General features: G+C 70.6%; 18 protein-coding genes. 10 read left to right on the top strand and 8 right to left on the bottom strand.

The genetic code is table 11. The annotated features are described in order from the left end of the window. Position 1 precedes the first annotated feature (1 nt). The 4 genes from uraH to OHU89_RS38410 form a co-directional block, all read right to left on the bottom strand. The gene (uraH, locus tag OHU89_RS38425; RefSeq protein WP_266886357.1) at positions 2 to 394 is read right to left on the bottom strand and encodes a hydroxyisourate hydrolase; all 393 of its coding nucleotides are present in this window, start codon (positions 392 to 394) and stop codon (positions 2 to 4) included. A gap of 6 nt (positions 395 to 400) precedes the next feature. Then, entirely contained in the window at positions 401 to 910 is a 510-nt protein-coding gene (gene uraD, locus OHU89_RS38420) for a 2-oxo-4-hydroxy-4-carboxy-5-ureidoimidazoline decarboxylase (RefSeq protein ID WP_405649550.1), read from the bottom strand. A 123-nt stretch (positions 911 to 1,033) separates the two neighbouring features. Beyond that, complete coding sequence (locus tag OHU89_RS38415) at positions 1,034 to 1,402, bottom strand: helix-turn-helix domain-containing protein (protein ID WP_266886361.1); 369 nt, start codon at positions 1,400 to 1,402, stop codon at positions 1,034 to 1,036. Beyond that, positions 1,399 to 1,650 (bottom strand): hypothetical protein, encoded by a 252-nt coding sequence (locus OHU89_RS38410; protein WP_405649549.1) that lies wholly within the window; start codon positions 1,648 to 1,650, stop codon positions 1,399 to 1,401. Before OHU89_RS38410 ends, OHU89_RS38415 begins: the two co-directional genes overlap by 4 nt. 138 nt (positions 1,651 to 1,788) lie before the next feature. Between OHU89_RS38410 and OHU89_RS38405 the strand changes: the two genes are divergently transcribed. The 4 genes from OHU89_RS38405 to OHU89_RS38390 all read left to right on the top strand — a co-directional run bounded on the left by OHU89_RS38405 (position 1,789) and on the right by OHU89_RS38390 (position 5,759). Then, positions 1,789 to 2,646, top strand: a complete 858-nt coding sequence (locus OHU89_RS38405) for a TIM barrel protein (RefSeq protein ID WP_405649548.1) — start codon at positions 1,789 to 1,791, stop codon at positions 2,644 to 2,646. Positions 2,647 to 2,690: 44 nt separating this feature from the next. Beyond that, positions 2,691 to 3,581: a 2-hydroxy-3-oxopropionate reductase gene (locus OHU89_RS38400; protein WP_405649547.1), complete on the top strand. Its 891-nt coding sequence runs from the start codon at positions 2,691 to 2,693 to the stop codon at positions 3,579 to 3,581. A gap of 195 nt (positions 3,582 to 3,776) precedes the next feature. After that, positions 3,777 to 5,234, top strand: a complete 1,458-nt coding sequence (locus tag OHU89_RS38395; RefSeq protein WP_405649546.1) for a catalase — start codon at positions 3,777 to 3,779, stop codon at positions 5,232 to 5,234. Between the two features lie 288 nt (positions 5,235 to 5,522). Next, on the top strand, positions 5,523 to 5,759 hold the full coding sequence (locus OHU89_RS38390; RefSeq protein WP_046262412.1) for a hypothetical protein: 237 nt from the start codon (positions 5,523 to 5,525) through the stop codon (positions 5,757 to 5,759). Between the two features lie 253 nt (positions 5,760 to 6,012). Here the strand turns inward: OHU89_RS38390 and gcl are convergent, their stop codons facing one another. Then, positions 6,013 to 7,800 carry a glyoxylate carboligase gene (gcl, locus tag OHU89_RS38385; protein WP_405649545.1) on the bottom strand — a complete coding sequence of 596 codons (1,788 nt, stop codon included), beginning with the start codon at positions 7,798 to 7,800 and terminating at the stop codon, positions 6,013 to 6,015. A 157-nt stretch (positions 7,801 to 7,957) separates the two neighbouring features. Here gcl and OHU89_RS38380 point away from each other — a divergent pair, with 157 nt between their 5' ends. Further along, complete coding sequence (locus tag OHU89_RS38380; RefSeq protein ID WP_405649544.1) at positions 7,958 to 8,638, top strand: hypothetical protein; 681 nt, start codon at positions 7,958 to 7,960, stop codon at positions 8,636 to 8,638. 178 nt (positions 8,639 to 8,816) lie between these two features. Continuing rightward, the gene (locus OHU89_RS38375; protein WP_405649543.1) at positions 8,817 to 9,320 is read left to right on the top strand and encodes a GNAT family N-acetyltransferase; all 504 of its coding nucleotides are present in this window, start codon (positions 8,817 to 8,819) and stop codon (positions 9,318 to 9,320) included. Here OHU89_RS38375 and OHU89_RS38370 read toward each other — a convergent pair. Further along, the gene (locus OHU89_RS38370) at positions 9,317 to 10,903 is read right to left on the bottom strand and encodes an AMP-binding protein (protein ID WP_405649542.1); all 1,587 of its coding nucleotides are present in this window, start codon (positions 10,901 to 10,903) and stop codon (positions 9,317 to 9,319) included. The genes OHU89_RS38375 and OHU89_RS38370 overlap by 4 nt on opposite strands. Next, positions 10,900 to 12,564, bottom strand: coding sequence for an AMP-binding protein (locus OHU89_RS38365; protein ID WP_405649541.1), 1,665 nt, complete (start codon positions 12,562 to 12,564; stop codon positions 10,900 to 10,902). The genes OHU89_RS38370 and OHU89_RS38365 overlap by 4 nt, the downstream gene beginning before the upstream one ends. Before the next feature lie 114 nt (positions 12,565 to 12,678). Here OHU89_RS38365 and OHU89_RS38360 point away from each other — a divergent pair, with 114 nt between their 5' ends. The 3 genes from OHU89_RS38360 (at position 12,679) to OHU89_RS38350 (ending at position 17,477) form a co-directional block, all read left to right on the top strand. Next, complete coding sequence (locus OHU89_RS38360) at positions 12,679 to 13,503, top strand: response regulator transcription factor (protein WP_405649540.1); 825 nt, start codon at positions 12,679 to 12,681, stop codon at positions 13,501 to 13,503. A gap of 144 nt (positions 13,504 to 13,647) precedes the next feature. Beyond that, positions 13,648 to 16,461 carry an ATP-binding protein gene (locus tag OHU89_RS38355; RefSeq protein ID WP_405649539.1) on the top strand — a complete coding sequence of 938 codons (2,814 nt, stop codon included), beginning with the start codon at positions 13,648 to 13,650 and terminating at the stop codon, positions 16,459 to 16,461. Positions 16,462 to 16,685: 224 nt separating this feature from the next. Continuing rightward, a complete protein-coding gene (locus tag OHU89_RS38350; RefSeq protein ID WP_405649538.1) occupies positions 16,686 to 17,477 on the top strand; it encodes a S1 family peptidase in 792 nt (263 codons plus the stop codon). A gap of 103 nt (positions 17,478 to 17,580) precedes the next feature. Here OHU89_RS38350 and OHU89_RS38345 read toward each other — a convergent pair whose 3' ends face one another. After that, positions 17,581 to 18,684: a winged helix DNA-binding domain-containing protein gene (locus tag OHU89_RS38345; RefSeq protein ID WP_405649537.1), complete on the bottom strand. Its 1,104-nt coding sequence runs from the start codon at positions 18,682 to 18,684 to the stop codon at positions 17,581 to 17,583. Between the two features lie 145 nt (positions 18,685 to 18,829). On the opposite strand from OHU89_RS38345, the gene OHU89_RS38340 reads away from it, so the two are divergent. Then, positions 18,830 to 19,984, top strand: coding sequence for a magnesium and cobalt transport protein CorA (locus tag OHU89_RS38340; protein ID WP_405649536.1), 1,155 nt, complete (start codon positions 18,830 to 18,832; stop codon positions 19,982 to 19,984). The last annotated feature ends 58 nt before the right edge of the window (positions 19,985 to 20,042 follow it).

Genomic DNA, 20,042 nt, shown 5'->3' with positions numbered 1-20,042 from the left:
GCTAGCTCCCTCGGTAAACGGAGTAGCCGAACGGGTTGAGCAGCAGCGGTACGTGGTAGTGCTCCCCGGGCTGCACGGCGAAGGTGATCGCCACCTCGGGGAAGAACACGGCACCGCTGTCCCGACTCGCGGGGGCGTCCTGCTGCGCATCGGCTTGCTTCTTTTCGAAGTACGCCTCGACCGCGAAGTCGAGCCGTACGTGGGTGGTCCCCTCCGGCAGAGCCGGGAGGTCCTTGCACCGCCCGTCCGCGTCGGTCGCCGAACCGCCGAGCGTCTGCCACCGGGCGTCCCGGCCCGAGCGGGCCGTGAGCTGGATGGCGACGTCCTGCGCGGGGCGGCCGATGCTGGTGTCCAGGATGTGCGTGGACACCGAGGCGGTGGTGCTGGTGCTCATGCTGCGTCAGTCCTCCTCGACGAGTCGGGCGAGCCGGATACGGTTGATCTTGCCCAGCTCGGTGCGGACGATCTCCCGCTCCTGCTCCGGCGAGTTCCCGATCCGCTCCTTGACCGCGTCGCGCATCTGCTCGCCGGTCCTGCCGGTGGCGCAGATGAGGAAGACATGGCCGAACCTGTCCTGGTAGGCCAGGTTCAGTTCCAGCATCTGAGTCCTGAGGTCCTCGGAGGCGCCGGCCATGCCGCGCTGCTCCCGCGCCGAGGTCGGGTCGCCCTCCTTGGGGCGGCCGATGGGCGGGTGCCCGGCCATCGCCTCCTCCAGGTCCGCCGTGGTCAGCTCGGCCATGGCGGCGTCACTGGCGGCGTAGAGGGTGTCGACGGTGGGATACGGGCGTGCGACGAGCAGCCGCTGCGCCCATGCCGTGGAGGCACACGCCTCGTGGAGAGCGGCGAAGGCCGCATGCTCCTCGAGGGCGTTGAACCGGGTAAGGCCCGGCGGCGTGGAAGTCGAAGTCACGGGAGCCTCCGTGGCCGCGAACGGCCTTCGTACTGAACGGGCTTCCGTTAGCTAACGCCCTTCGAAACAAGACGTCAACACTTTGTTGAAAATTCCGGGTTACGAAGCCCGTGGAGATGCAGGTCAGACACCTTTGTCACGATTGAGGTAGTTGTAGACGGTGAAGCGGCTCACCCCGAGCGCGCTCGCCACGGTCTCCACGCCATGCCGTACGGAGAAGGCGCCACGCGCCTCCAGTATCCGTACGACCTCCTGCTTGGCCTTGCGGTCCAGGTCGGCCAGCGGCTTGCCCTGCTTGCGCTCCATGGCGGCGAGGATGTGATCGAGGGAGTCCGCGAGCTGCGGCAGGCGTACGGCGACCACGTCGGAGCCGCCCCAGCTGAGCACGACGTCGTCGGGGCCGGCCTCGTCGGGCGGGACCATCTCGCCACCCATGGCGTCGACCAGCGGCTTCACGGCCGTGATGAAGGGCTCGTCCCCCGTGCCGGTCACTTCTCGCCCTCCCCGATCACATTGACCTGGAGCGAGACCCGGGTGGCACCGGCCGCCAGGGACTTGCGCAGCAGCGCGTCGACAGCGTTGAGCACGGCGTCGGCCCCGCCTTCCGCCGTGTTGCCGAACGGGCCGACGTCCACCGCGTCCAGCTCGGCCGCCTCGACCACCTCGCGGGCCACCAGCGCGTGCGCGGGTGCCTCGTCCAGGTCGAACGGCTCGGTCGTGAACTCCACTCTCAATCGCACGCGCACAACCTAACGCGCGGCACGTACTTCCGCCGACCCCTCTTGACAAGCAGCTACACCCGACGGCAATCTTCCATTAAGCAGAAACAAACTTCCGCAATACGGAATCACTCGACACGGAAGGGAGCGCAGGCCCACATGCCAGCTTTTGAATCGGGCACAGCCGCAGAGCAGCGCTTCAACGTCAACCTGTCGATCCTCTTCACGGAACTCCCGCTCCTGGAGCGCCCCGCGGCCGCAGCCGCGGCGGGCTTCACCGCGGTCGAGCTGTGGTGGCCCTGGATCGACTTCCCCACCCCCGAGCAGTCCGAGCTCGACGCCCTGAAGGGGGCGATCGAGGACGCGGGCGTCCAGCTCACGGGCCTGAACTTCTACGCCGGCCGACTGCCGGGCCCGGACCGCGGCGCCCTGTCGCTCCCCGGCGAGGAGTCGGAGAGGTTCCGCGCCAACATCGACGTGGCCGCGGACTTCGCCCGGTCCCTGGGCTGCAAGGCGCTCAACGCCCTGTACGGCAACCGCGTCGAGGGCGTGGACCCGGCCGAGCAGGACGCGCTCGCCCTGGAGAACCTGGTCCTCGCGGCGCGGGCGGCCGACCGGATCGGCGCGATTCTGCTGATCGAGGCGCTGAACAAGCCCGAGTCGCCGCTGTACCCGCTGGTGTCGGCGCCGGCCGCGGTCGGGATCGTCGACAAGGTCAACGAGGCGACCGGGCTGGACAACGCGCGCTTCCTCATGGACCTCTACCACCTGTCCATGAACGGTGAGGACCTGCCGTCGGTGATCGAGGAGTTCACCTCGAGGACCGGCCATGTGCAGATCGCCGACAACCCCGGACGCGGCGCGCCGGGCACGGGGACGCTGCCGCTGGCGGAGCTGCTCGACCAGCTGAAGAAGGCCGGTTACGAGGGCTATGTCGGCCTGGAGTACAAGCCGGGCGACAAGCCCAGCGCCGAGGCCTTCGAGTGGCTGCCGGCCGAGGCCCGCGCGGCCCGCTGAGCGCCACCCCACCGACGTAGAGAAGTACTGAGAGAGGCACCCTCATGAGCAACCTTCCCAAGATCGCCTGGATAGGCCTCGGCATCATGGGCTCCCCCATGTCCGAGAACCTCATCAAGGCGGGCTACGACGTCACCGGCTTCACGCTGGAGCAGGACAAGCTGGACCGTCTGGCCGCCGCCGGGGGCAAGGCCGGCGGTTCGATCGCCGAGTCCGTGAGGGACGCCGACGCGGTCATCACGATGGTGCCGGCCTCCCCGCAGGTCGAGGCCATCGCCTACGGCCCCGACGGCATCCTCGAGAACGCGAAGTCCGGCGCCCTGCTGATCGACATGTCCTCGATCACCCCGCAGACCTCGGTCGACCTGGCGAAGGCGGCGAAGGACAAGGGCATCCGCGTCCTGGACGCCCCGGTGTCCGGCGGCGAGGCCGGCGCGATCGAGGCCGTGCTGTCCATCATGGTCGGCGGCGAGCAGGCCGACTTCGACACCGCGAAGCCGATCCTCGACGCCCTCGGCAAGACCATCGTGCTGTGCGGTCCGCACGGCTCGGGCCAGACCGTGAAGGCCGCCAACCAGCTGATCGTCGCCGTGAACATCCAGGCGTGCGCCGAGGCCGTGGTCTTCCTGGAGAAGTCCGGCGTGGACCTGAAGGCCGCGCTGGACGTTCTCAACGGCGGCCTCGCGGGCTCGACCGTGCTCACGCGCAAGAAGGACAACTTCCTCAGCCGCGACTTCAAGCCGGGCTTCCGCATCGACCTGCACCACAAGGACATGGGCATCGTCACCGACGCCGCCCGCAACGTCGGCGCGGCCCTGCCCGTCGGCGCGGTCGTCGCCCAGCTGGTCGCATCGCTGCGTGCGCAGGGCGACGGCGGACTGGACCACTCCGCACTGCTTCGGGCCGTGGAGCGCCTCTCCGGCGCCCAGGTCTGACCGAAGACCCCGGGCGGCGCCGCCGCTGACAACTGTCCTGTCGCGCCCAAGCGGCGGCGCCGCCCGGAATCAACTTCGACAAAAGACTGAGCATCTTCAACAAAGTGTTGACGTCCAGATCGCCCCAAACCTAGGCTCCACAAAGCGGAAGTTCCTTTCCGAAGCCTCCGCTGACTCTCGTACGGAAGGTCCTTGATGTCGCAGCGCGTGCTCACGACAGAGTCCGGCGCCCCGGTCGCCGACAACCAGAACTCCGCCTCCGCCGGCGCCGGCGGTCCGCTCCTCCTCCAGGACCAGCACCTGCTGGAGAAGCTCGCCCGCTTCAACCGTGAGCGCATCCCGGAGCGCGTGGTGCACGCCCGCGGCTCCGGCGCGTACGGCTACTTCGAGGTGACGGACGACGTCACCGGCTTCACGTACGCCGACTTCCTGAGCTCCGTCGGCAGGCGCACCGAGGTCTTCCTGCGCTTCTCGACCGTGGCCGACTCGCTCGGCGGTGCGGACGCGGTGCGCGACCCGCGCGGCTTCGCGCTCAAGTTCTATACCGAGGAGGGCAATTACGACCTCGTCGGCAACAACACCCCGGTGTTCTTCATCAAGGACCCCATCAAGTTCCCGGACTTCATCCACTCGCAGAAGCGCGACCCGTTCACCGGCAAGCAGGAGCCGGACAACGTCTGGGACTTCTGGGCGCACGCCCCCGAGGCCACGCACCAGATCACCTGGCTGATGGGCGACCGCGGCATCCCGGCGTCGTACCGCCACATGAACGGTTACGGCTCGCACACCTATCAGTGGACGAACGCCGAGGGCGAGGCCTTCTTCGTCAAGTACCACTTCAAGACGAACCAGGGCGTCCGGTCGCTGTCGGCCGAGCAGGGTGCCGAGCTCGCGGGCAAGGACCCCAACTCGCACCAGACGGACCTGCTGCAGGCCATCGAGCGGGGCGTGAACCCGTCCTGGACGCTGTACGTGCAGATCATGCCGGCGGCCGAGGCGGCGGACTACCGTTTCAACCCGTTCGACCTCACCAAGGTGTGGCCGCACAAGGACTATCCGCTGCAGCGCGTGGGCCGTCTGGTCCTGGACCGCAACCCGGACAACGTCTTCGCCGAGGTCGAGCAGGCCGCGTTCTCCCCGAACAACTTCGTGCCGGGCATCGGTCCTTCGCCGGACAAGATGCTCCAGGGCCGGCTGTTCGCCTACGCGGACGCCCACCGCTACCGTCTGGGCGTCAACCACACCCTGCTCGCGGTGAACGCCCCGAAGGCGACGACGGCGCGGAACTACGGCCGTGACGGCCTCATGGCGTCCAACTCCCAGGGCCGCGCGGCGAAGAACTACGAGCCGAACTCGTACGACGGCCCGGTCGAGACCGGCCGCCCGCTGTCGGCGCCGCTGGCCCTCCACGGGTACACGGGCACGCACGAGGCCCCGCAGCACACCAAGGACGACGACTTCTTCCAGGCCGGTGAGCTGTACCGCCTGATGTCCGAGGACGAGAAGTCCCGTCTGGTCGCGAACATCGCCGGTGGCCTCTCCCAGGTCTCCCGCGACGACGTGATCGAGAAGAACCTGGCCCACTTCCACGCCGCCGACCCGGAGTACGGCAAGCGTGTGAAGGAGGCGGTCCGCGCCCTGCGCGAGGACTGAGCCTCCCCCGGAGAAGAGCTCCCTGCTCGCGCCCGAACGCCGAGAGACCCGGATGAGGGGTGGTCCTCGGTACGGGGCACGGGCAGGGTGCGGCCCGCGGCGGCGTGCGAGCCAGTGCGGTGGTGAAGGACCGGACCCCCTTCTCGACCTGAGGGGAGGGCGCCCCGGCTCCGTCGCTGCCGCCGCGGTCCCAATAGAGACGAAGAGCGCCTGCACGGACGGTCCCGTGCGGGCGCTCTTTGCCGTCTCCGGGGTGCGCGCCCGGCGTCCGCGCAGGACGCTGGAGGCATGGCACATCCAGCACACCATCCGCACGTCGTGGTGCACTCGCCGGCCCTGGACGGCTCCCGGCGGGTCACCGCGGACGACCACAACCTCGGCGTCGCCTCCCATCTGGACGACGTCGTGGAGCTGCTGCGCCTCGCCGATCTCGACGTGGTCGAGGTCGAGGTGAGCGACATCGTCGAATGGCAGGGCGGTGGCCCGGACGACTGGCCGGGCCTGTCCGAGCACCACGAGCACTGAGCACCGTACGCACTCGGCCCGCCTACGCCACCGGGCGTACGCGGGCTACGGAACCCTCAAATCAACCTCTGAACCCGCCTCCGGGGGCTTCAACAGCCCCTGGGTGCGGGCACATTCTCCTCTACACGGGGCCCGCCGGCACGGGGGCGGCGGGCCCCGGCGGGGGATCCACACCGGGGGGACGTGCCGAGGGGGCGGCCCAACCCCCCGGTTGGGCCGCCCCCTCGGGAGAGCGGTGGAGCTGTGCGGCCGGTCAGGCCTTGATCGGGATGATCGCGGTGGGCGCGTGGCCCGGTTCGGTCGCGATCTCCTCGAACTCCTTCACCGCGCTGATGTCGGCGGTCGGGCTCATCGCGATGTTGGTCACGCGCTCCAGGATCGCCTCGACGACGACCGGCACCCGGTACCGCGCGGCCAGCTTCTTGGCCTCCTCGAAGGCCGGCAGGAGCTGGTCGGGCTCGGTGACGCGGATGGCCTTGCAGCCCAGTCCCTCGGCGACCTTGACGTGGTCGACGCCGTACACGCCCAGTTCGGGCGAGTTCTGGTTCTCGAACTCCAGGTTGACCTGGAAGTTGATGTCCAGACCGATCTGCGCCTGCCGGATCAGCCCCAGGTAGGCGTTGTTCACGAGGACGTGGACGTAGGGGACGCGGTGCTGCGCGCCGACCGCCAGCTCCTCGATCATGAACTGGAAGTCGTAGTCACCGGAGAGCGCGACGACCTGGGCCTCCGGGTCCGCGGTGGCGACACCGAGGGCCGCGGGGATGGTCCAGCCGAGCGGTCCCGCCTGGCCGCAGTTGATCCAGTGGCGCGGCTTGTAGACGTGCAGCATCTGCGCGCCGGCGATCTGGGAGAGGCCGATGGTGGTGACGTAGCGGGTGTCGGGCCCGAACGCCTTGTTCATCTCCTCGTAGACGCGCTGCGGTTTCATCGGCACGTTGTCGAAGTGCGTACGGCGGTGCAGCGAGCCCTTGCGCTCCAGGTGCGAGGCGACCCACGCGGAGCGGTCCGGGAGCCTGCCGGCGGCCTTGAGCTCGCGCGCGACCTCGACGAAGAGTTCGAGGGCGGCCTTGGCGTCGGAGGCGATGCCGTAGTCCGGGGCGAAGATCTTGCCGATCTGGGTCGGCTCGATGTCGACGTGGACGAACTTGCGGCCCTCGCGGTACACGTCCAGCTTGTAGCCGGTGTGCCGGTTGGCCCAGCGGTTGCCGATGCCGAGGACGAAGTCCGACTCCAGGAACGTGGCGTTGCCGTAGCGGTGACCGGTCTGCTGGCCGACCATGCCAGCGTTCAGCTCGTGGTCGTCCGGGATGGTGCCCCAGCCCATCAGGGTGGGGACGACCGGGGTGTCGGTGAGCTCTGCGAACTCGACCAGCAGGTCGGAGGCGTCGGCGTTGATGATGCCGCCGCCGGCGACGATCAGCGGACGCTCGGATTCCAGGAGGAAGGTCAGGGCCTTCTCGATCTGGGCGCGGCTCGCGGCCGGCTTGTAGACCGGGAGCGGCTCGTACGTCTCCGGGTCGAACTCGATCTCGGTCAGCTGGACGTCGATCGGCAGGTCGATGAGGACCGGCCCGGGACGCCCGGAGCGCATGAGGTGGAAGGCCTGCTGGAAGACGCCGGGAACCTGCGCCGCCTCCAGGACGGTGACGGCCATCTTCGTGACCGGCTTGGCGATGGAGGCGATGTCGACGGCCTGGAAGTCCTCTTTGTGGAGCAGGGCGGTCGGGGCCTGGCCGGTGATGCACAGGATCGGGATCGAGTCCCCGATCGCGGAGTACAGACCGGTGATCATGTCGGTGCCGGCCGGACCGGAGGTACCGATGCAGACACCGATGTTCCCCGGGTGCGTGCGTGTGTACCCCTCGGCCATGTGCGAAGCGCCCTCGACATGGCGGGCGAGGGTGTGGTTGATCCCGCCGGAGGCCTTGAGCGCCGCGTAGAAGGGGTTGATCGCCGCGCCCGGCACGCCGAACGCGTTGCTGACGCCTTCGCGCTTGAGGATCTCGACTGCCGCGCGGGCAGCGGTCATACGAGCCATTGAGTACTCCTGCTTCGGCTGTCGGACGTGTACTCCCGTCGCGCCCCGCCGCGAGTACTTCCGTAATGCGGAAAGTAATTTCTACTATCTGGAAACAATGTAAGTGGGGAGGCGTAGGTCGTCAAGAGACGGACAAGCGGGGGCTTGCTGGAGGACGATGGGCTCCATGTCCGAGAGCGTGGCGGTGCGCTGCCCGGTCTGCCGGCGCGAGCATCTCTTCACGGCGCCGGAGTATCCGTGTGCGTGTGGCGCACCCGTGGTGCCGCCGCTGGATCCGCGTGCCCGGGCGACGGCGATCTCGCACCGCTCCTGGGAGGACGACTGGGTCACCGTGCTGTGCGCCTCCTGCGGTCGCCGGGGCGAGTGGCCGCATCCGGAGCTGGGCTGCCCGTGCGGGACGGTGCTGCGGATCCCGGTCACGGCGGGCACCGCCGTCGAGCGGGCCGAGCCGACCCCGCGGCGGGCCTTCCAGCCGGTGACGATCCGCACCGCACGCGACGCGGTCACGGCCGCGTCCCTCTACCTCCGCTGGCTCGGCTACCGCGACATCCGCCGCGCCGACCAGCGCCCCCCGAACGGCATCGGCATCGCCGCCCGCGGCCTCCTCGCCCAAGTCGACCCGACGGTCCGCCCGGCTTCTCTCCGGGACGTGGAGTGTCTGTGGCTCACGGCCATGACGGAGTCCGCGACCTGTGTCTACTTCTCCCTGTCCGGCTACGCCACCAAGGCCCGCGCCGTCGCCGACACCCTCGGCGTCCCCCTCTTCGTCCTCGATCTGACAGGCACACCCCAGCCGGTGAACAGCCTGGCGGACGAACTGGACTCGACCGGCGCGTAGCCCGTGGGCGGGCGGGGGCGGGCAGCGCCGGGCCGGACCCGGGGGCACCGGCCGGGAGCAGGCGGGAGCGACGGGCGGATTCGTCCCGACAGATCTGCCGATCCCCGCTCGCGCGACCCTCGGGGGCGGCCACGGAATCCCAGGGCGCCGCAGCCACCCGCTCCGCCATACTCGCCGGATGCGTATCCGCCCCGTCACGGCCGCCGAACTCCCCGCTCTCCAGGGCATCGAGCGCGCCGCCGGCGCCCCCTTCCGCGGCCTCGGCATGGCGACGATCGCCGACGACGAGCCGCCGTCCGTGGACGTACTGGAGCAGTACCGCCGAGCCGGCCGTGCCTGGGTCGCCGTCGACGCCGAGGACCGGCCCGCCGCCTACCTCGTCGCCGAGCCCGTCGACGGCGCCCTGCACATCGAGCAGATCTCGGTGCACCCCGACTTCGCGCACCGCCGTATCGGCCGGACCCTCCTCTCGTACGCCGGTGAGCGCGCCCGCGAAGAGGGCCTGGCCGGTCTCACCCTGACGACCTTCGCCGAGGTCCCGTGGAACGCCCCGTACTACGGGCGCCTCGGCTTCCGCGTCCTGGAGGAGGCCGAGCTCACCCCGGGTCTGCGGAAGATCCGCGCCCATGAGGCCGGGCTCGGCCTCGACCGGTGGCCCAGGGTGTGCATGCGCCGGGACTAGTCCGCCGCGTACGTCTCCCGCAGCTCGATCTTGCGCACCTTCCCGGACACCGTCATCGGGAAGGACTCGAGCACCTGCAGCCGGCTCGGCACCTTGTAGTGGGCCAGCCGCCCGTCGCAGAAGGCCCGCAGATCCTCCAGCGTCGGCGGATCCGCCGGGTCGCGCGCGATGACACAGGCCAGCACCTCCTCGCCGTAGCGCTCGTGCGGTACGCCGACCACCTGAACGTCGGCGATCTTCGGGTGGGCGTAGAGGAACTCCTCGATCTCGCGCGGGTAGACGTTCTCGCCACCCCGGATGATCATGTCCTTGATCCGGCCGACGATCTCGACGTACCCGTCCTCCCGCATCACCGCGAGGTCCCCCGTGTGCATCCAGCGCCCGGCGTCGACGGCCTCGGCGGTCTTCTCGGGCTCGTTCCAGTAGCCGAGCATCACGCTGTAGCCGCGGGTGCACAACTCACCGGCCGTGCCCCGGGGTTGGGTCACCCCGGCCGGGTCGACGACCTTCACCTCGACGTGCGGCAGTACGCGGCCGACCGTACCCGTGCGGTGTTCCAGGTCGTCGTCGCGCCGGGTCTGCGTGGAGACCGGCGAGGTCTCCGTCATGCCGTAACAGATCGACACCTCGGCCATGTTCATCTCGCCGACCACCCGCTTCATCACCTCCACCGGGCAGGGCGAGCCCGCCATGATGCCGGTGCGGAGCGAGGACAGGTCGTAGGAGGCGAAGTCGGGGAGGTTCAACTCCGCGATGAACATGGTCGGGACGCCGTACAGCGAGGTGCAGCGCTCCTGCTGGACGGCCTCCAGGGTGGCCTTCGGGTCGAAGGACGGGGCCGGGATCACCATGCAGGCACCGTGGGACGTGGCCGCCAGGTTGCCCATGACCATGCCGAAGCAGTGGTAGAAGGGCACGGGGATGCAGACCCGGTCCTGCTCGGTGTAGGCGATCATCTCGCCCACGAAATAACCGTTGTTGAGGATGTTGTGGTGGGAGAGGGTCGCCCCCTTGGGGAAGCCCGTCGTGCCCGAGGTGTACTGGATGTTGATCGGGTCGTCGCAGGACAGTTCCTCGTACGGCACCGGCGTCCCCCGCGCGATCAGCGCTTCCCAGCCCGGGTCACCGATGAACACGGTCTCCCTCAACTGCGGGCACCTGCCCCGCACTTCCTCCACCATGGCGCGGTAGTCGCTGCCCTTGTGACCGAGGGAGGCGAACAGCAGACAGACCCCGGCCTGGTTGAGGACGTACTCGACCTCGTGGGTGCGGTACGCCGGGTTGATGTTCACCATGATCGCGCCGATGCGGGCGGTGGCGTACTGGACCAGCACCCACTCGGGACAGTTGATCGCCCAGATGCCCACCCGGTCACCCTTGGCGACCCCGCTCGCGAGCAGCGCGTACGCCAACTCGTCGACATCTGCGGCGAATCGGGCGTACGTCCAGCGCCGCCCGGACGGCACGTCGACGAGCGCCTCGCGGTCCGGCCAACTCGCCACGGCCCGGTCCAGGTTGGCGCCGATCGTGTCGCCGAGCAGCGAAGTCCCGCTCGTTCCATGGCTGTACGACAGGGATGTCATCGGAAGTCCTCCTCGCGGTACTCGGCGTCCGAGCCGGCGGCCGTGGCCTCGCGCAGCTCGATCCGGCGGATCTTGCCGGAGACGGTCTTGGGCAGCGGCGCGAACTCCAGGCGGCGGATGCGCTTGTAGGGGGCGAGGACGTCACGGGAGTGCTCGAAGAGCACCTTCGCGGTGTCGGGCCCGGGCTCCCAGCCCTCGGTGAGGACGACGTAGGCCTTGGGCACGGCCAGGCGCAGCTCGTCCGGCGCGGGCACGACGGCCGCCTCGGCCACCGCCTCGTGCTCCAGCAGGGCGCTCTCCAGCTCGAAGGGGCTGATCTTGTAGTCGGAGGCCTTGAAGACGTCGTCGCTGCGGCCGATGTAGGTGAGATAGCCGTCCTCGTCCCGCGCGGCGACGTCCCCGGTGCGGTAGTAGCCGCCGGCCATCGCCTCCGCCGTACGGTCGGCGTCGCCGTGGTAGCCGGTCATCAGCCCGACGGGCCGCGCCGAGAGGTCCAGCGCGATCTCGCCCTCCGTGGCTCCGGGCGCACCGCTCACCGGGTCCAGCAGTTCCACCCGGTAGCCGGGGCTCGGCCGCCCCATGGAGCCCGTCTTCAGCGGCTGGCCGGGGCTGTTGGAGACCTGGACGGCCGTCTCGGTCTGTCCGAAGCCGTCCCGGATGGTGACGCCCCACCCCCGGCGCACCTGCTCGATGACCTCGGGGTTGAGCGGCTCCCCCGCGGCCACCACCTCGCGCGGCGGTGTCCGCAGCTGGGTCAGATCGGCCTGGATGAGCATGCGCCAGACGGTCGGCGGGGCACAGAAGGTCGTCACGCCCGCGCGGTCCATCTCCGCCATCAGACGGGCCGCGTCGAAGCGTGTGTAGTTGTGGATGAAGACGGTCGCCTCCGCGTTCCACGGCGCGAAGAGGTTCGACCAGGCGTGCTTGGCCCAGCCGGGCGAGGAGATGTTCAGATGCACGTCACCGGGCTGGAGACCGATCCAGTACATGGTGGCCAGGTGCCCGATCGGGTACGAGGTGTGGGTGTGCTCGACCAGCTTGGGGCGGGCGGTGGTGCCCGAGGTGAAGTAGAGCATCAGCGGGTCGTCCGCCCGGGTCTCGCCGTCGGACGTGAACCGCGGGGAGGCTTCGTAGGCGTCCTCGTACCGCCGCCAGCCCCGGGGAGCGCCGCCGACCGCGATCCGGGTGTAGCCGCCGGGCACGCCGTCGAACTTGTCGGTGTCCTCGGCGCGTACGAGCACATGGCGGACCCGGCCGCGCTCGACCCGGTCGCGCAGATCGGCGGGGCCCAGCAGCGGGGTGGCCGGGATGACGACGGCGCGGAGCTTCATCGCCGCGAGGGCCGTCTCCCACAGTTCGGCCTGGTTGCCGAGCATGACAAGGATGCGGTCCTCGGCGCCCACGCCCTGCGCGCGCAGCCAGTTGGCGGCGCGGTCCGAGCGCTCGGACATCTCCGCGAAGGAGAGCCGGACCTCGCTGCCGTCCTCCTCGACGACGTGCAGGGCGGTCCGGTCGTTCCCTTCGGCAATGACGTCGAACCAGTCGAGTGCCCAGTTGAAGCGGTCGGGGCGGGGCCAGGCGAAGCCGTCGTAGGCCGTCGCGTAGTCCTCTCGATGCTGCAGCAGGAAGTCCCGCGCGCTGCGGAAGGCGGCCGTCGTCATGTCTTCTCCTCTGTGCCGGACCATTGCCGGGCGGCTCTCTGCCATCGTGTAATCCGTGATGCAGGTCTCACTACCCCCGAACGGGGGTGTGCGCTGCAGCGAAGGGACGAACGCGTGGCGGTGGACACGGCCGGGACGGTGGAGATTCGCGGTGCGCTGGCGCGGCTGCGGCGGACGACGGGGCTGCCCGTCGCCTTCGGCGGGCTGGTGGAGCCGGGGCGGCCGCAGATGCGCATCAGTGAACTGAGCGGCACGGCCACGGCCGCGCTCCGCTCGCTCGCGGTGATCTCCGGCAGCGGCCTGGGCGGCAAGGCGGTCGCCCTGGCCCGCCCCTGCGCGGTGACGGACTACTCCTCCTCCCGGCAGATCAGCCACGAGTACGACCTGCCGGTCGCCGCCGAGGGGCTGCGGGCCATCGTGGCGGTGCCCGTGGTCGTACGACGCCGGGTGCGGGGCGTGCTCTACGGTGCGCTGCGCACCGCCCAGCCGCTGGGCGACCGCACGCTGAGCGCGGCGGTGGACGCGGCGCGGGACGTGGAACAGGCGCTGGTGGTGCAGGACGAGGCGCAGGGACTGGTGGAGGCATCGCAGGCGGCGCATACGGTCGACCCCGTGGGCCGGGAACAGGTGCGGGAAGCGCATGCGGCCCTGCGGGCCCTGGCGCCGCGGATCACCGACCCGGCGCTGCGGGCCGAACTGCTGGACGCCTGCGGACTCCTGGCCCCCAGGGCACCGGCCGAGGACATCGGTCTCGCACCCCGAGAGCTGGACGTCCTGGCCTGTGTGGCCGCCGGGGCGACGAACGCGGTGGCCGCCGAGCGACTGGGGCTGCGGCCCGAGACGGTCAAGGGCTATCTGCGCTCGGCGATGCGGAGGCTGGGGGCGCACACCCGTGGGGAGGCGGTGGTGGCGGCGCGCCGGGCGGGGGTGCTGCCGTAACACACCGTTGACAATTCATTCATAGAGCGGCACTTTGAATTTCTCCATGCTGCAAGGTTGTTATTTCCCTCACCGCGTCGTCGGTCCGAATTTCAAAGAGACCTTGCCTAGAATTTGGCCCGGACACGACACACGAGGGGAGCGGTGACCGTGCGACGGGACTTCAAGGAGCCTGCCAGATGCCGCCCCGACCTGGTCATCGGCCGGGACGAGGTGTTCGGCCAGGCCCGTGAGCAGCTCGCCCGGGGCGGCAGCGTGCTCCTGCACGGCCCGGCCGGAATAGGAAAGTCGACCGTCCTGCGGGCATTGGCCGCGGAAAACGGCGGCGCGGCCCGCACCGTGCTGCGCTGCTCGGCCACCGAGTCCGAATCCCACCTCCCCTTCCTCGCCCTCGCCGATCTGCTCGGCCTGGTCCTCGACGAGGTGTCCGGCAAGCTGCCCGCGGCCCAGCTCACCGCCCTGGAGTCGGCGCTCACCGGCCGCGGCGAGTCCACCCTGCAGCGCGACGGCCTCGCCCTGCGCCTCGCGGTGCTGTCGGCGCTGCGGGCGCTGGCCGCCGAGGGTCCCGTGCTGATCGTCGCCGACGACGTGCAGTGGCTGGACTCGGCCAGCGCCGAGCTCCTCGGCTTCGCCGCCCGCCGGCTCGGTGAGACACCTGTGCGCATGCTGTGCGCGGTACGTACCGAGGGCCAGGAGTACGACCGTCATCTACGCGCGTCCCCGCCGGACACCCTCGCCCTGCGCGTCAACCCCCTCACCCGCACCCAGGTCTCCGAGCTGCTCGGCCACCGCGGCTACACCGGCCTGCCCCGCTCCACGGTCCGGGACATCCACCGCACCAGCGGTGGCAACCCGCTCTTCGCCCTGGAACTCGGCCGCGCCCTCAGCGAGAACCCCACCCCGCCCCGCCCGGGCGAGCCGCTGCCCGTACCCACTTCGCTGCGCGCCCTCGTCCTGAACCGTCTGGAGATGCTCTCCGACGAAGCCCGCCGCACCCTCCTCGTCGCCAGCGCCGGCGCCCGCCCCACCCCCGCCCTGCTGCGCGCGGCCGGCCGCGAGAACGCGGAGGCCGAGACCGCCCAGGCGGCGGCGCTCGGGCTGCTGGCCACCGACCCCGAGGGGCCCGCCGTACGGTTCGCGCATCCGCTGATCTCGGCCGCGCTGTACGCGGAGGCGCCCGCGCACGAACGGCGGGCCGCGCACGCCGCGCTGTCCGAGGCGGCCTCCGACCCGATCGAGCGGGCCCGGCACCTCGCCCTGGCCACCACCGGCACCGACCCCAGGACCGCCGACAGACTCGCCGAGGCCGCCGCCCTCGCCCGGGACCGCGGCGCCCCTTCGGTCGCCGCCTCCCTCGGGCTGCTCGCCGCCCGGCACACCCCGGCCGACGGCACCCCGGACCCCGACGCGCGCCGGCTGCAGGCCGCCGAGGACGCGATCACCGCGGGCGAGCTGGACCTCGCCCGGGACATCGCCCGCGACGTGCTCACCCGGGCGACCGTGCCCGCGGACCGGGTACGGGCCTGGATCATCGTGATCGACACGGCGGGCCACGCCATGACGGAGGTCGACTCGGTCTTCCCGCAGGCCCTCGCCGACGCCGGCGAGGACCCCAAGCTGCTCGCCCTGATCCACTACCAGCTGACCTGGCGGGCCCTGCTCGTGGACGGCGACTTCGACCAGGCCCGCGAGGAGGCCGCGCACTCGGCGGCGCTGGCCGCGCAGGCCGACGACCGCTACAACGAGCTGATGGCGCTCGCCTTCCAGGCCCAGATCGAGACCCTGATGGGCCACCCGGACGCCCCCGCGACCATCAAACGCGCCCTGAAGGAACCCCAGGACCCGAGGGTGGCGTGCCATCACAACGGCGCCGGCTACTCGCGGTTCCGCTGGCTGATCATGAGCGACCAGCTGTCCGAGGCGCGCGCGACGGTCACCGCGCTGCTGCGCGAGGTGCAGCGCCGCGGGTCCGTCGAGAGCGAGGTGCACTTCCTGCGCGGGGTCGCGGAGACCGAACTGCGCTCCGGGCACTGCGGACGCGCCCTCGACCTCGCCCGGGAGAGCCTCATGCTGGCCCGGGACACCGGCATCGGCGAGGTCGCCTCCGCCGTGCTCACCTCGCTCTGCGAGGCCTCCGGCGGCGATGTCGAGCGGGCACTGGAGCTGGCCCGGGAGGCGGTCGAGCACGCCGAACGGGACGGCGACCAGATGTACGTCTCCCGCGGCCTCGCCGCCCTCGGATACGCCCAGCTGGTGGCCGGGGACGCGGAAGGAACGGTTCGCTCGCTGCGCCGGGTGCGGGAGCTGGAGCACGGTCTCGGCATCACCGACCCGGCGCGCGGCCGCTGGCAGGGCGACCTCGCCGAGGCCCTCGTCCGGATCGGCGAGCTGCGCGAGGCGCAGGACGTCGTCGACGTGACCCGCGAGCAGGCGCTGCGGCTCGGCCGCGAGAGCGTGCTCGCGGTGGTGGACCGCGCGGAGGCCCTGGTGCGGGCCGCGCGCGGCGAACACGAGGCCGCGCTCGCCCGGTTGACGTCGGTGCAGGACCGGCTGGCCAAGCTGGGCTACGGCCTGGAGGAGGCCCGTACCGCCTTCGCTGTGGTCCAGCTGCGCACCAGGCTGCCGAGACCGACGTCGTACGACGAGGCGGCCCGGCTGTTCCGCCGCTGCCGGGCGCTGCCCTGGCTGCGCCAGGTGGACGCGGCGACCGCCCAGCCGGTCGTCGCGCCGGAGCAGCCCGCCCCCGTACCGACGGCGGACGCGCTGGAGGGTCTCGCCTCGATGGAGCGTCAGGTCGCCGCGCTCGTCATGGAGGGCGCGACCAACCGGGAGATAGCCGCCCGGCTGTTCATCAGCGTCAAGACGGTCGAGGCGACCCTGACCCGGGTCTACCGCAAGCTGGGGATCCGGTCACGGGTGGACATCGTCCGACTGGCAGCGGGGCGCCGCACCAAGTGAGGGTCCGCGGGTTCTCCTGACCCGCGGCGGGTTTGCCGTGCTCCCATCGAGGGTTTTCCCTGTCCAACTCCCCTAGGGGGTTCCCTCATTGGGAAGGGGAACTTCCGAGTTCTAGGTTATGAACGTGCCGCTCGCCCGGGCATACGGGGGTCGGTCCCGCGACCCCCGTACACCACCCCCCACACCCGCGCGACCCCCACCGGCAACCCCCACTGAGGAGACTCATGTTCGGGCTCAACCGCGCAAAGAAGACCGCCGCGCTCATCGCGGCGACCGCTGCCGCCGCCGCGACAGCACTGATCGGCGCCCCCAACGCCGTCGCCGCTCCCCAGCCCATCGTCGGCGGTACGACCACCACGACGACCTCGTACCCCTTCATGATGCAGATCACGGACGCCTCGCAGAACCAGTTCTGCGGCGGCACCCTGGTCTCCTCCACCAAGGTCGTGACCGCGGCCCACTGTATGGTCGGCGAGACCACCAGCAGCGTGAGAGTCGTCGGCGGCCGCACCTACCTCAACGGCACGAACGGTACGGTCAGCCGGGTCAGCAAGATCTGGATCCACCCGTCCTACACGGACGCCACCAACGGTGACGACGTGGCCGTCCTCACCCTCTCGACGGCGATGTCGTACACCCCGGCGTCGTACGTCTCCTCGTCCCAGACCAGCGTGTACGCGGCCGGCACCACGGCCCGCATCCTCGGCTGGGGCACCACGTCGGCGGGCGGCAGCTCGTCGAACCAGCTGCGCACCGCGACGGTGCCGATCGTCTCCAACACCAGCTGCGCGAGCAGCTACGGCTCGGACTTCATCTCGTCCGACATGGTTTGCGCCGGATACACCTCCGGCGGCACAGACACCTGCCAGGGCGACAGCGGCGGTCCCCTGCTCATCGGGGGCGTCCTGGCAGGTATCACTTCATGGGGAGAGGGCTGCGCGGAGGCCGGTTACCCGGGTGTCTACACCCGGCTGACCACCTTCTCGAGCCTGGTGACCACGCAGGTCAACTCATAACCCAGAAGTTCTCCTGAGCACCCCTCAGGTGAAATACCAGGGGGCGTTGCGGGCCTCCACGAGCGGCCCGCAGCGCCCCCTATCCATGTCCGCCCGGTGTCCCTCAGGACTCCCGTACGACGGTCCCGAAGCGGATGTCGTACGAGGACCCGGGGTACATGACGGCCAGCATCCGCACGCCTGCTTCGGTGACCTCGTCCCGCTGCGTCTTCGTGAGCGTGCCGAAGGGCTCGACGACCAGCGCGTCCTCTTCCAGCTTCCAGACCCCGGCGAGGAAGCCGTCGACGAGGAGGGTGCTGTAGGCCATGTTCCCGACCCAGCTGCGCCCCCAGTACTCGGGCGGGATCACCCGGGTGCGGTCGGCGTGGGAGAGCAGGAGGTTGTCGAACTCGGGGAGGAAGCGGGGCGGGGCCGGGGTGTCGGCGGCGGGGCGGGGTGCGTCGGGGAGGTCGAAGAGCTCGACGCCGTTCTCGTCGCGGAAGGTGACCAGCTGCGGGCGCAGACGCTCGAAGGCGTCGCGCAGACGGGTCAGTCCGGCCCAGGTCTGCATGTCCTTGACGGAGGCGGGACCGAACGCGGCGAGGTAGCGCAGCACGGTCGCGTCCGGTGCCGGGGCGGGTTCGGCGGGGCGCCCCAGCCAGTGCTCGGCGGTGGTCAGGGCGACCTGTCCGCTCTTGCCCCACAGTCCGCGCGGGGTGACCTGGACGAGCGGGAGACGGCAGCGGGCGGCGATCCCGAGGGCCTGCGGGTCGGCGTCCGGCCACTCGGTGAGCAGCTCCTCGCGCAGCTGCTTCATGGTGCGGGGCTCGGCCTCGACGAGGTCGCGGGCGAGGACGGCGAGGTGGTCGAGGTCGACGCCCTGGAGCCCCTTGCGGAACTGCGTGAGTTCGCGGTCACGGGCGGCCTGCACCAGCGGGCGCAGGGTGCGGGTGTCCTCGGCGGTGTGGGTGTGGATGGTGGAGCGCATGGTGACGATGCGGACGACCTCGCGGTCGGCCATCAGGGCGGACAGTTCCTCGGGGGCGAAGCCGTCGAGGCGGGCCGCGAGCGCGTAGTACGGGGGTTTGACGTTCTGGGCCTGGAGGCCGAGCAGATGCTCGACGGCCGCCTTGGCGGGCAGGTCCGCGCGGCGCAGCAGCAGCTGGCGGTCGAGGGTCGCGCGGTTGAGGGCGCGGGTGTCGAGCACGGGGGCCGTCGTCTTCGTCATGGGGACCACGCTACTGAGGCTTGCGGACACCTTCTGTCCGCAACTCACACCGTTTCCCGCCCCGCACGCACACGCCGATGCCGTATGCCCCGTATATCCTGCCCGTGATCACCCAGCCGTCGGCCCGATCCGGGAGGCAGCCGCGATGCCCGAGCGACGCACCCGTCCGACCTCGAAGAGCCGGGGGAGGCCCCCCTGGCGCCGTGCCCTGACCTCACCGCCCCCGCCGGAGCAGCAGCCGGCGCGGCGGGCCGGGGCGACGGAGGCGGAACCCGAGCAGGCGAGCATCGTCCAGGCGGCCCTGTACCGGGACGGTGTCCGGGTCTCCTCCCCCGCGACCCTCGCCGACACCTTCCGTGAGCTGCGCGAGCAGCCCGCGGGCATGGCGTGGATCGGCCTGGCCCGCCCCACCGAGGCCGAACTCCTCTCCCTGGCCGCCGAGTTCGACCTCCACCCGCTGTCGGTCGAGGACGCGATGGAGGCCCATCAGCGGCCCAAACTGGAGCGCTACGGCGACACGCTCTTCGTCGTCCTGAGCGCGGCCCGCTATCTGGACGCCTCGGAGGAGGTCGACTTCGGCGAGCTGCATGTCTTCCTCGGCCCCGACTTCGTCATCACGGTCCGGCACGGCGCGGCACCCGACCTGTCGGCGGTGCGCCGCCGTATGGAGGAGACGCCGGAGCTGCTGAAGCTGGGCCCGGAGGCGATCCTGTACGCCATCCTCGACGCGGTGGTGGACGGCTACCTGCCGGTCGTGTCGGGGGTCCAGAACGACGTCGACGAGATCGAGACGGAGGTCTTCCGCGGCGACCCGGAAGTCTCCCGCCGTATCTACGAACTCTCCCGCGAAATGGTCGAGTTCCAGCGCGCCACCCGCCCCCTGGTCGGCATGCTGCACGGTCTGATGGCCGGCTTCTCCAAGTACGGCACCGACGAGGAGCTCCAGCGCTACCTCCGTGACGTCGCCGACCACGTCACCCACACCAGCGAACGCGTCGACGGCTTCCGCCTGGCCCTCACCGAGATCCTCACGGTGAACGCGACGCTGGTCACCCAGCAGCAGAACGCGGAGATGCGGGCGCTGGCGGAGGCGGGGTTCGAGCAGAACGAGGAGATCAAGAAGATCTCCTCATGGGCGGCGATCCTGTTCGCCCCGACCCTCGTCGGGACGATCTACGGCATGAACTTCGAGCACATGCCGGAACTGAGCTGGGGCTGGGGTTATCCCTTCGCGGTCGGCTTGATGGGGGTGGTCTGCGTCAGTTTGTACGTGATTTTCAAGCGCCGGGACTGGCTCTAGCAGGCGGGTGGGCGGCGTCACAGTCACCGCGAGGGAAAGGTCACAGGCGTTCCTCTGC

Source organism: Streptomyces sp. NBC_00019 (assembly GCF_045041015.1).
GTDB lineage: Bacteria > Actinomycetota > Actinomycetes > Streptomycetales > Streptomycetaceae > Streptomyces.
Note: the sequence above shows the minus strand (reverse complement) of the source record. Positions and strands in the feature narration are given on the sequence as shown.

What these genes read in the sequence shown, in the direction of transcription:
- gcl (WP_405649545.1), bottom strand. Translation starts at nt 7,800, where the DNA reads ATGGCTCGTATGACCGCTGCCCGCGCGGCAGTCGAGATCCTCAAGCGC.
- OHU89_RS38375 (WP_405649543.1), top strand. Translation starts at nt 8,817, where the DNA reads ATGCGTATCCGCCCCGTCACGGCCGCCGAACTCCCCGCTCTCCAGGGC.
- OHU89_RS38395 (WP_405649546.1), top strand. Translation starts at nt 3,777, where the DNA reads ATGTCGCAGCGCGTGCTCACGACAGAGTCCGGCGCCCCGGTCGCCGAC.
- OHU89_RS38350 (WP_405649538.1), top strand. Translation starts at nt 16,686, where the DNA reads ATGTTCGGGCTCAACCGCGCAAAGAAGACCGCCGCGCTCATCGCGGCG.
- OHU89_RS38380 (WP_405649544.1), top strand. Translation starts at nt 7,958, where the DNA reads ATGGGCTCCATGTCCGAGAGCGTGGCGGTGCGCTGCCCGGTCTGCCGG.
- OHU89_RS38345 (WP_405649537.1), bottom strand. Translation starts at nt 18,684, where the DNA reads ATGACGAAGACGACGGCCCCCGTGCTCGACACCCGCGCCCTCAACCGC.
- OHU89_RS38405 (WP_405649548.1), top strand. Translation starts at nt 1,789, where the DNA reads ATGCCAGCTTTTGAATCGGGCACAGCCGCAGAGCAGCGCTTCAACGTC.
- OHU89_RS38370 (WP_405649542.1), bottom strand. Translation starts at nt 10,903, where the DNA reads ATGACATCCCTGTCGTACAGCCATGGAACGAGCGGGACTTCGCTGCTC.
- OHU89_RS38390 (WP_046262412.1), top strand. Translation starts at nt 5,523, where the DNA reads ATGGCACATCCAGCACACCATCCGCACGTCGTGGTGCACTCGCCGGCC.
- OHU89_RS38340 (WP_405649536.1), top strand. Translation starts at nt 18,830, where the DNA reads ATGCCCGAGCGACGCACCCGTCCGACCTCGAAGAGCCGGGGGAGGCCC.
- OHU89_RS38400 (WP_405649547.1), top strand. Translation starts at nt 2,691, where the DNA reads ATGAGCAACCTTCCCAAGATCGCCTGGATAGGCCTCGGCATCATGGGC.
- uraH (WP_266886357.1), bottom strand. Translation starts at nt 394, where the DNA reads ATGAGCACCAGCACCACCGCCTCGGTGTCCACGCACATCCTGGACACC.
- OHU89_RS38365 (WP_405649541.1), bottom strand. Translation starts at nt 12,564, where the DNA reads ATGACGACGGCCGCCTTCCGCAGCGCGCGGGACTTCCTGCTGCAGCAT.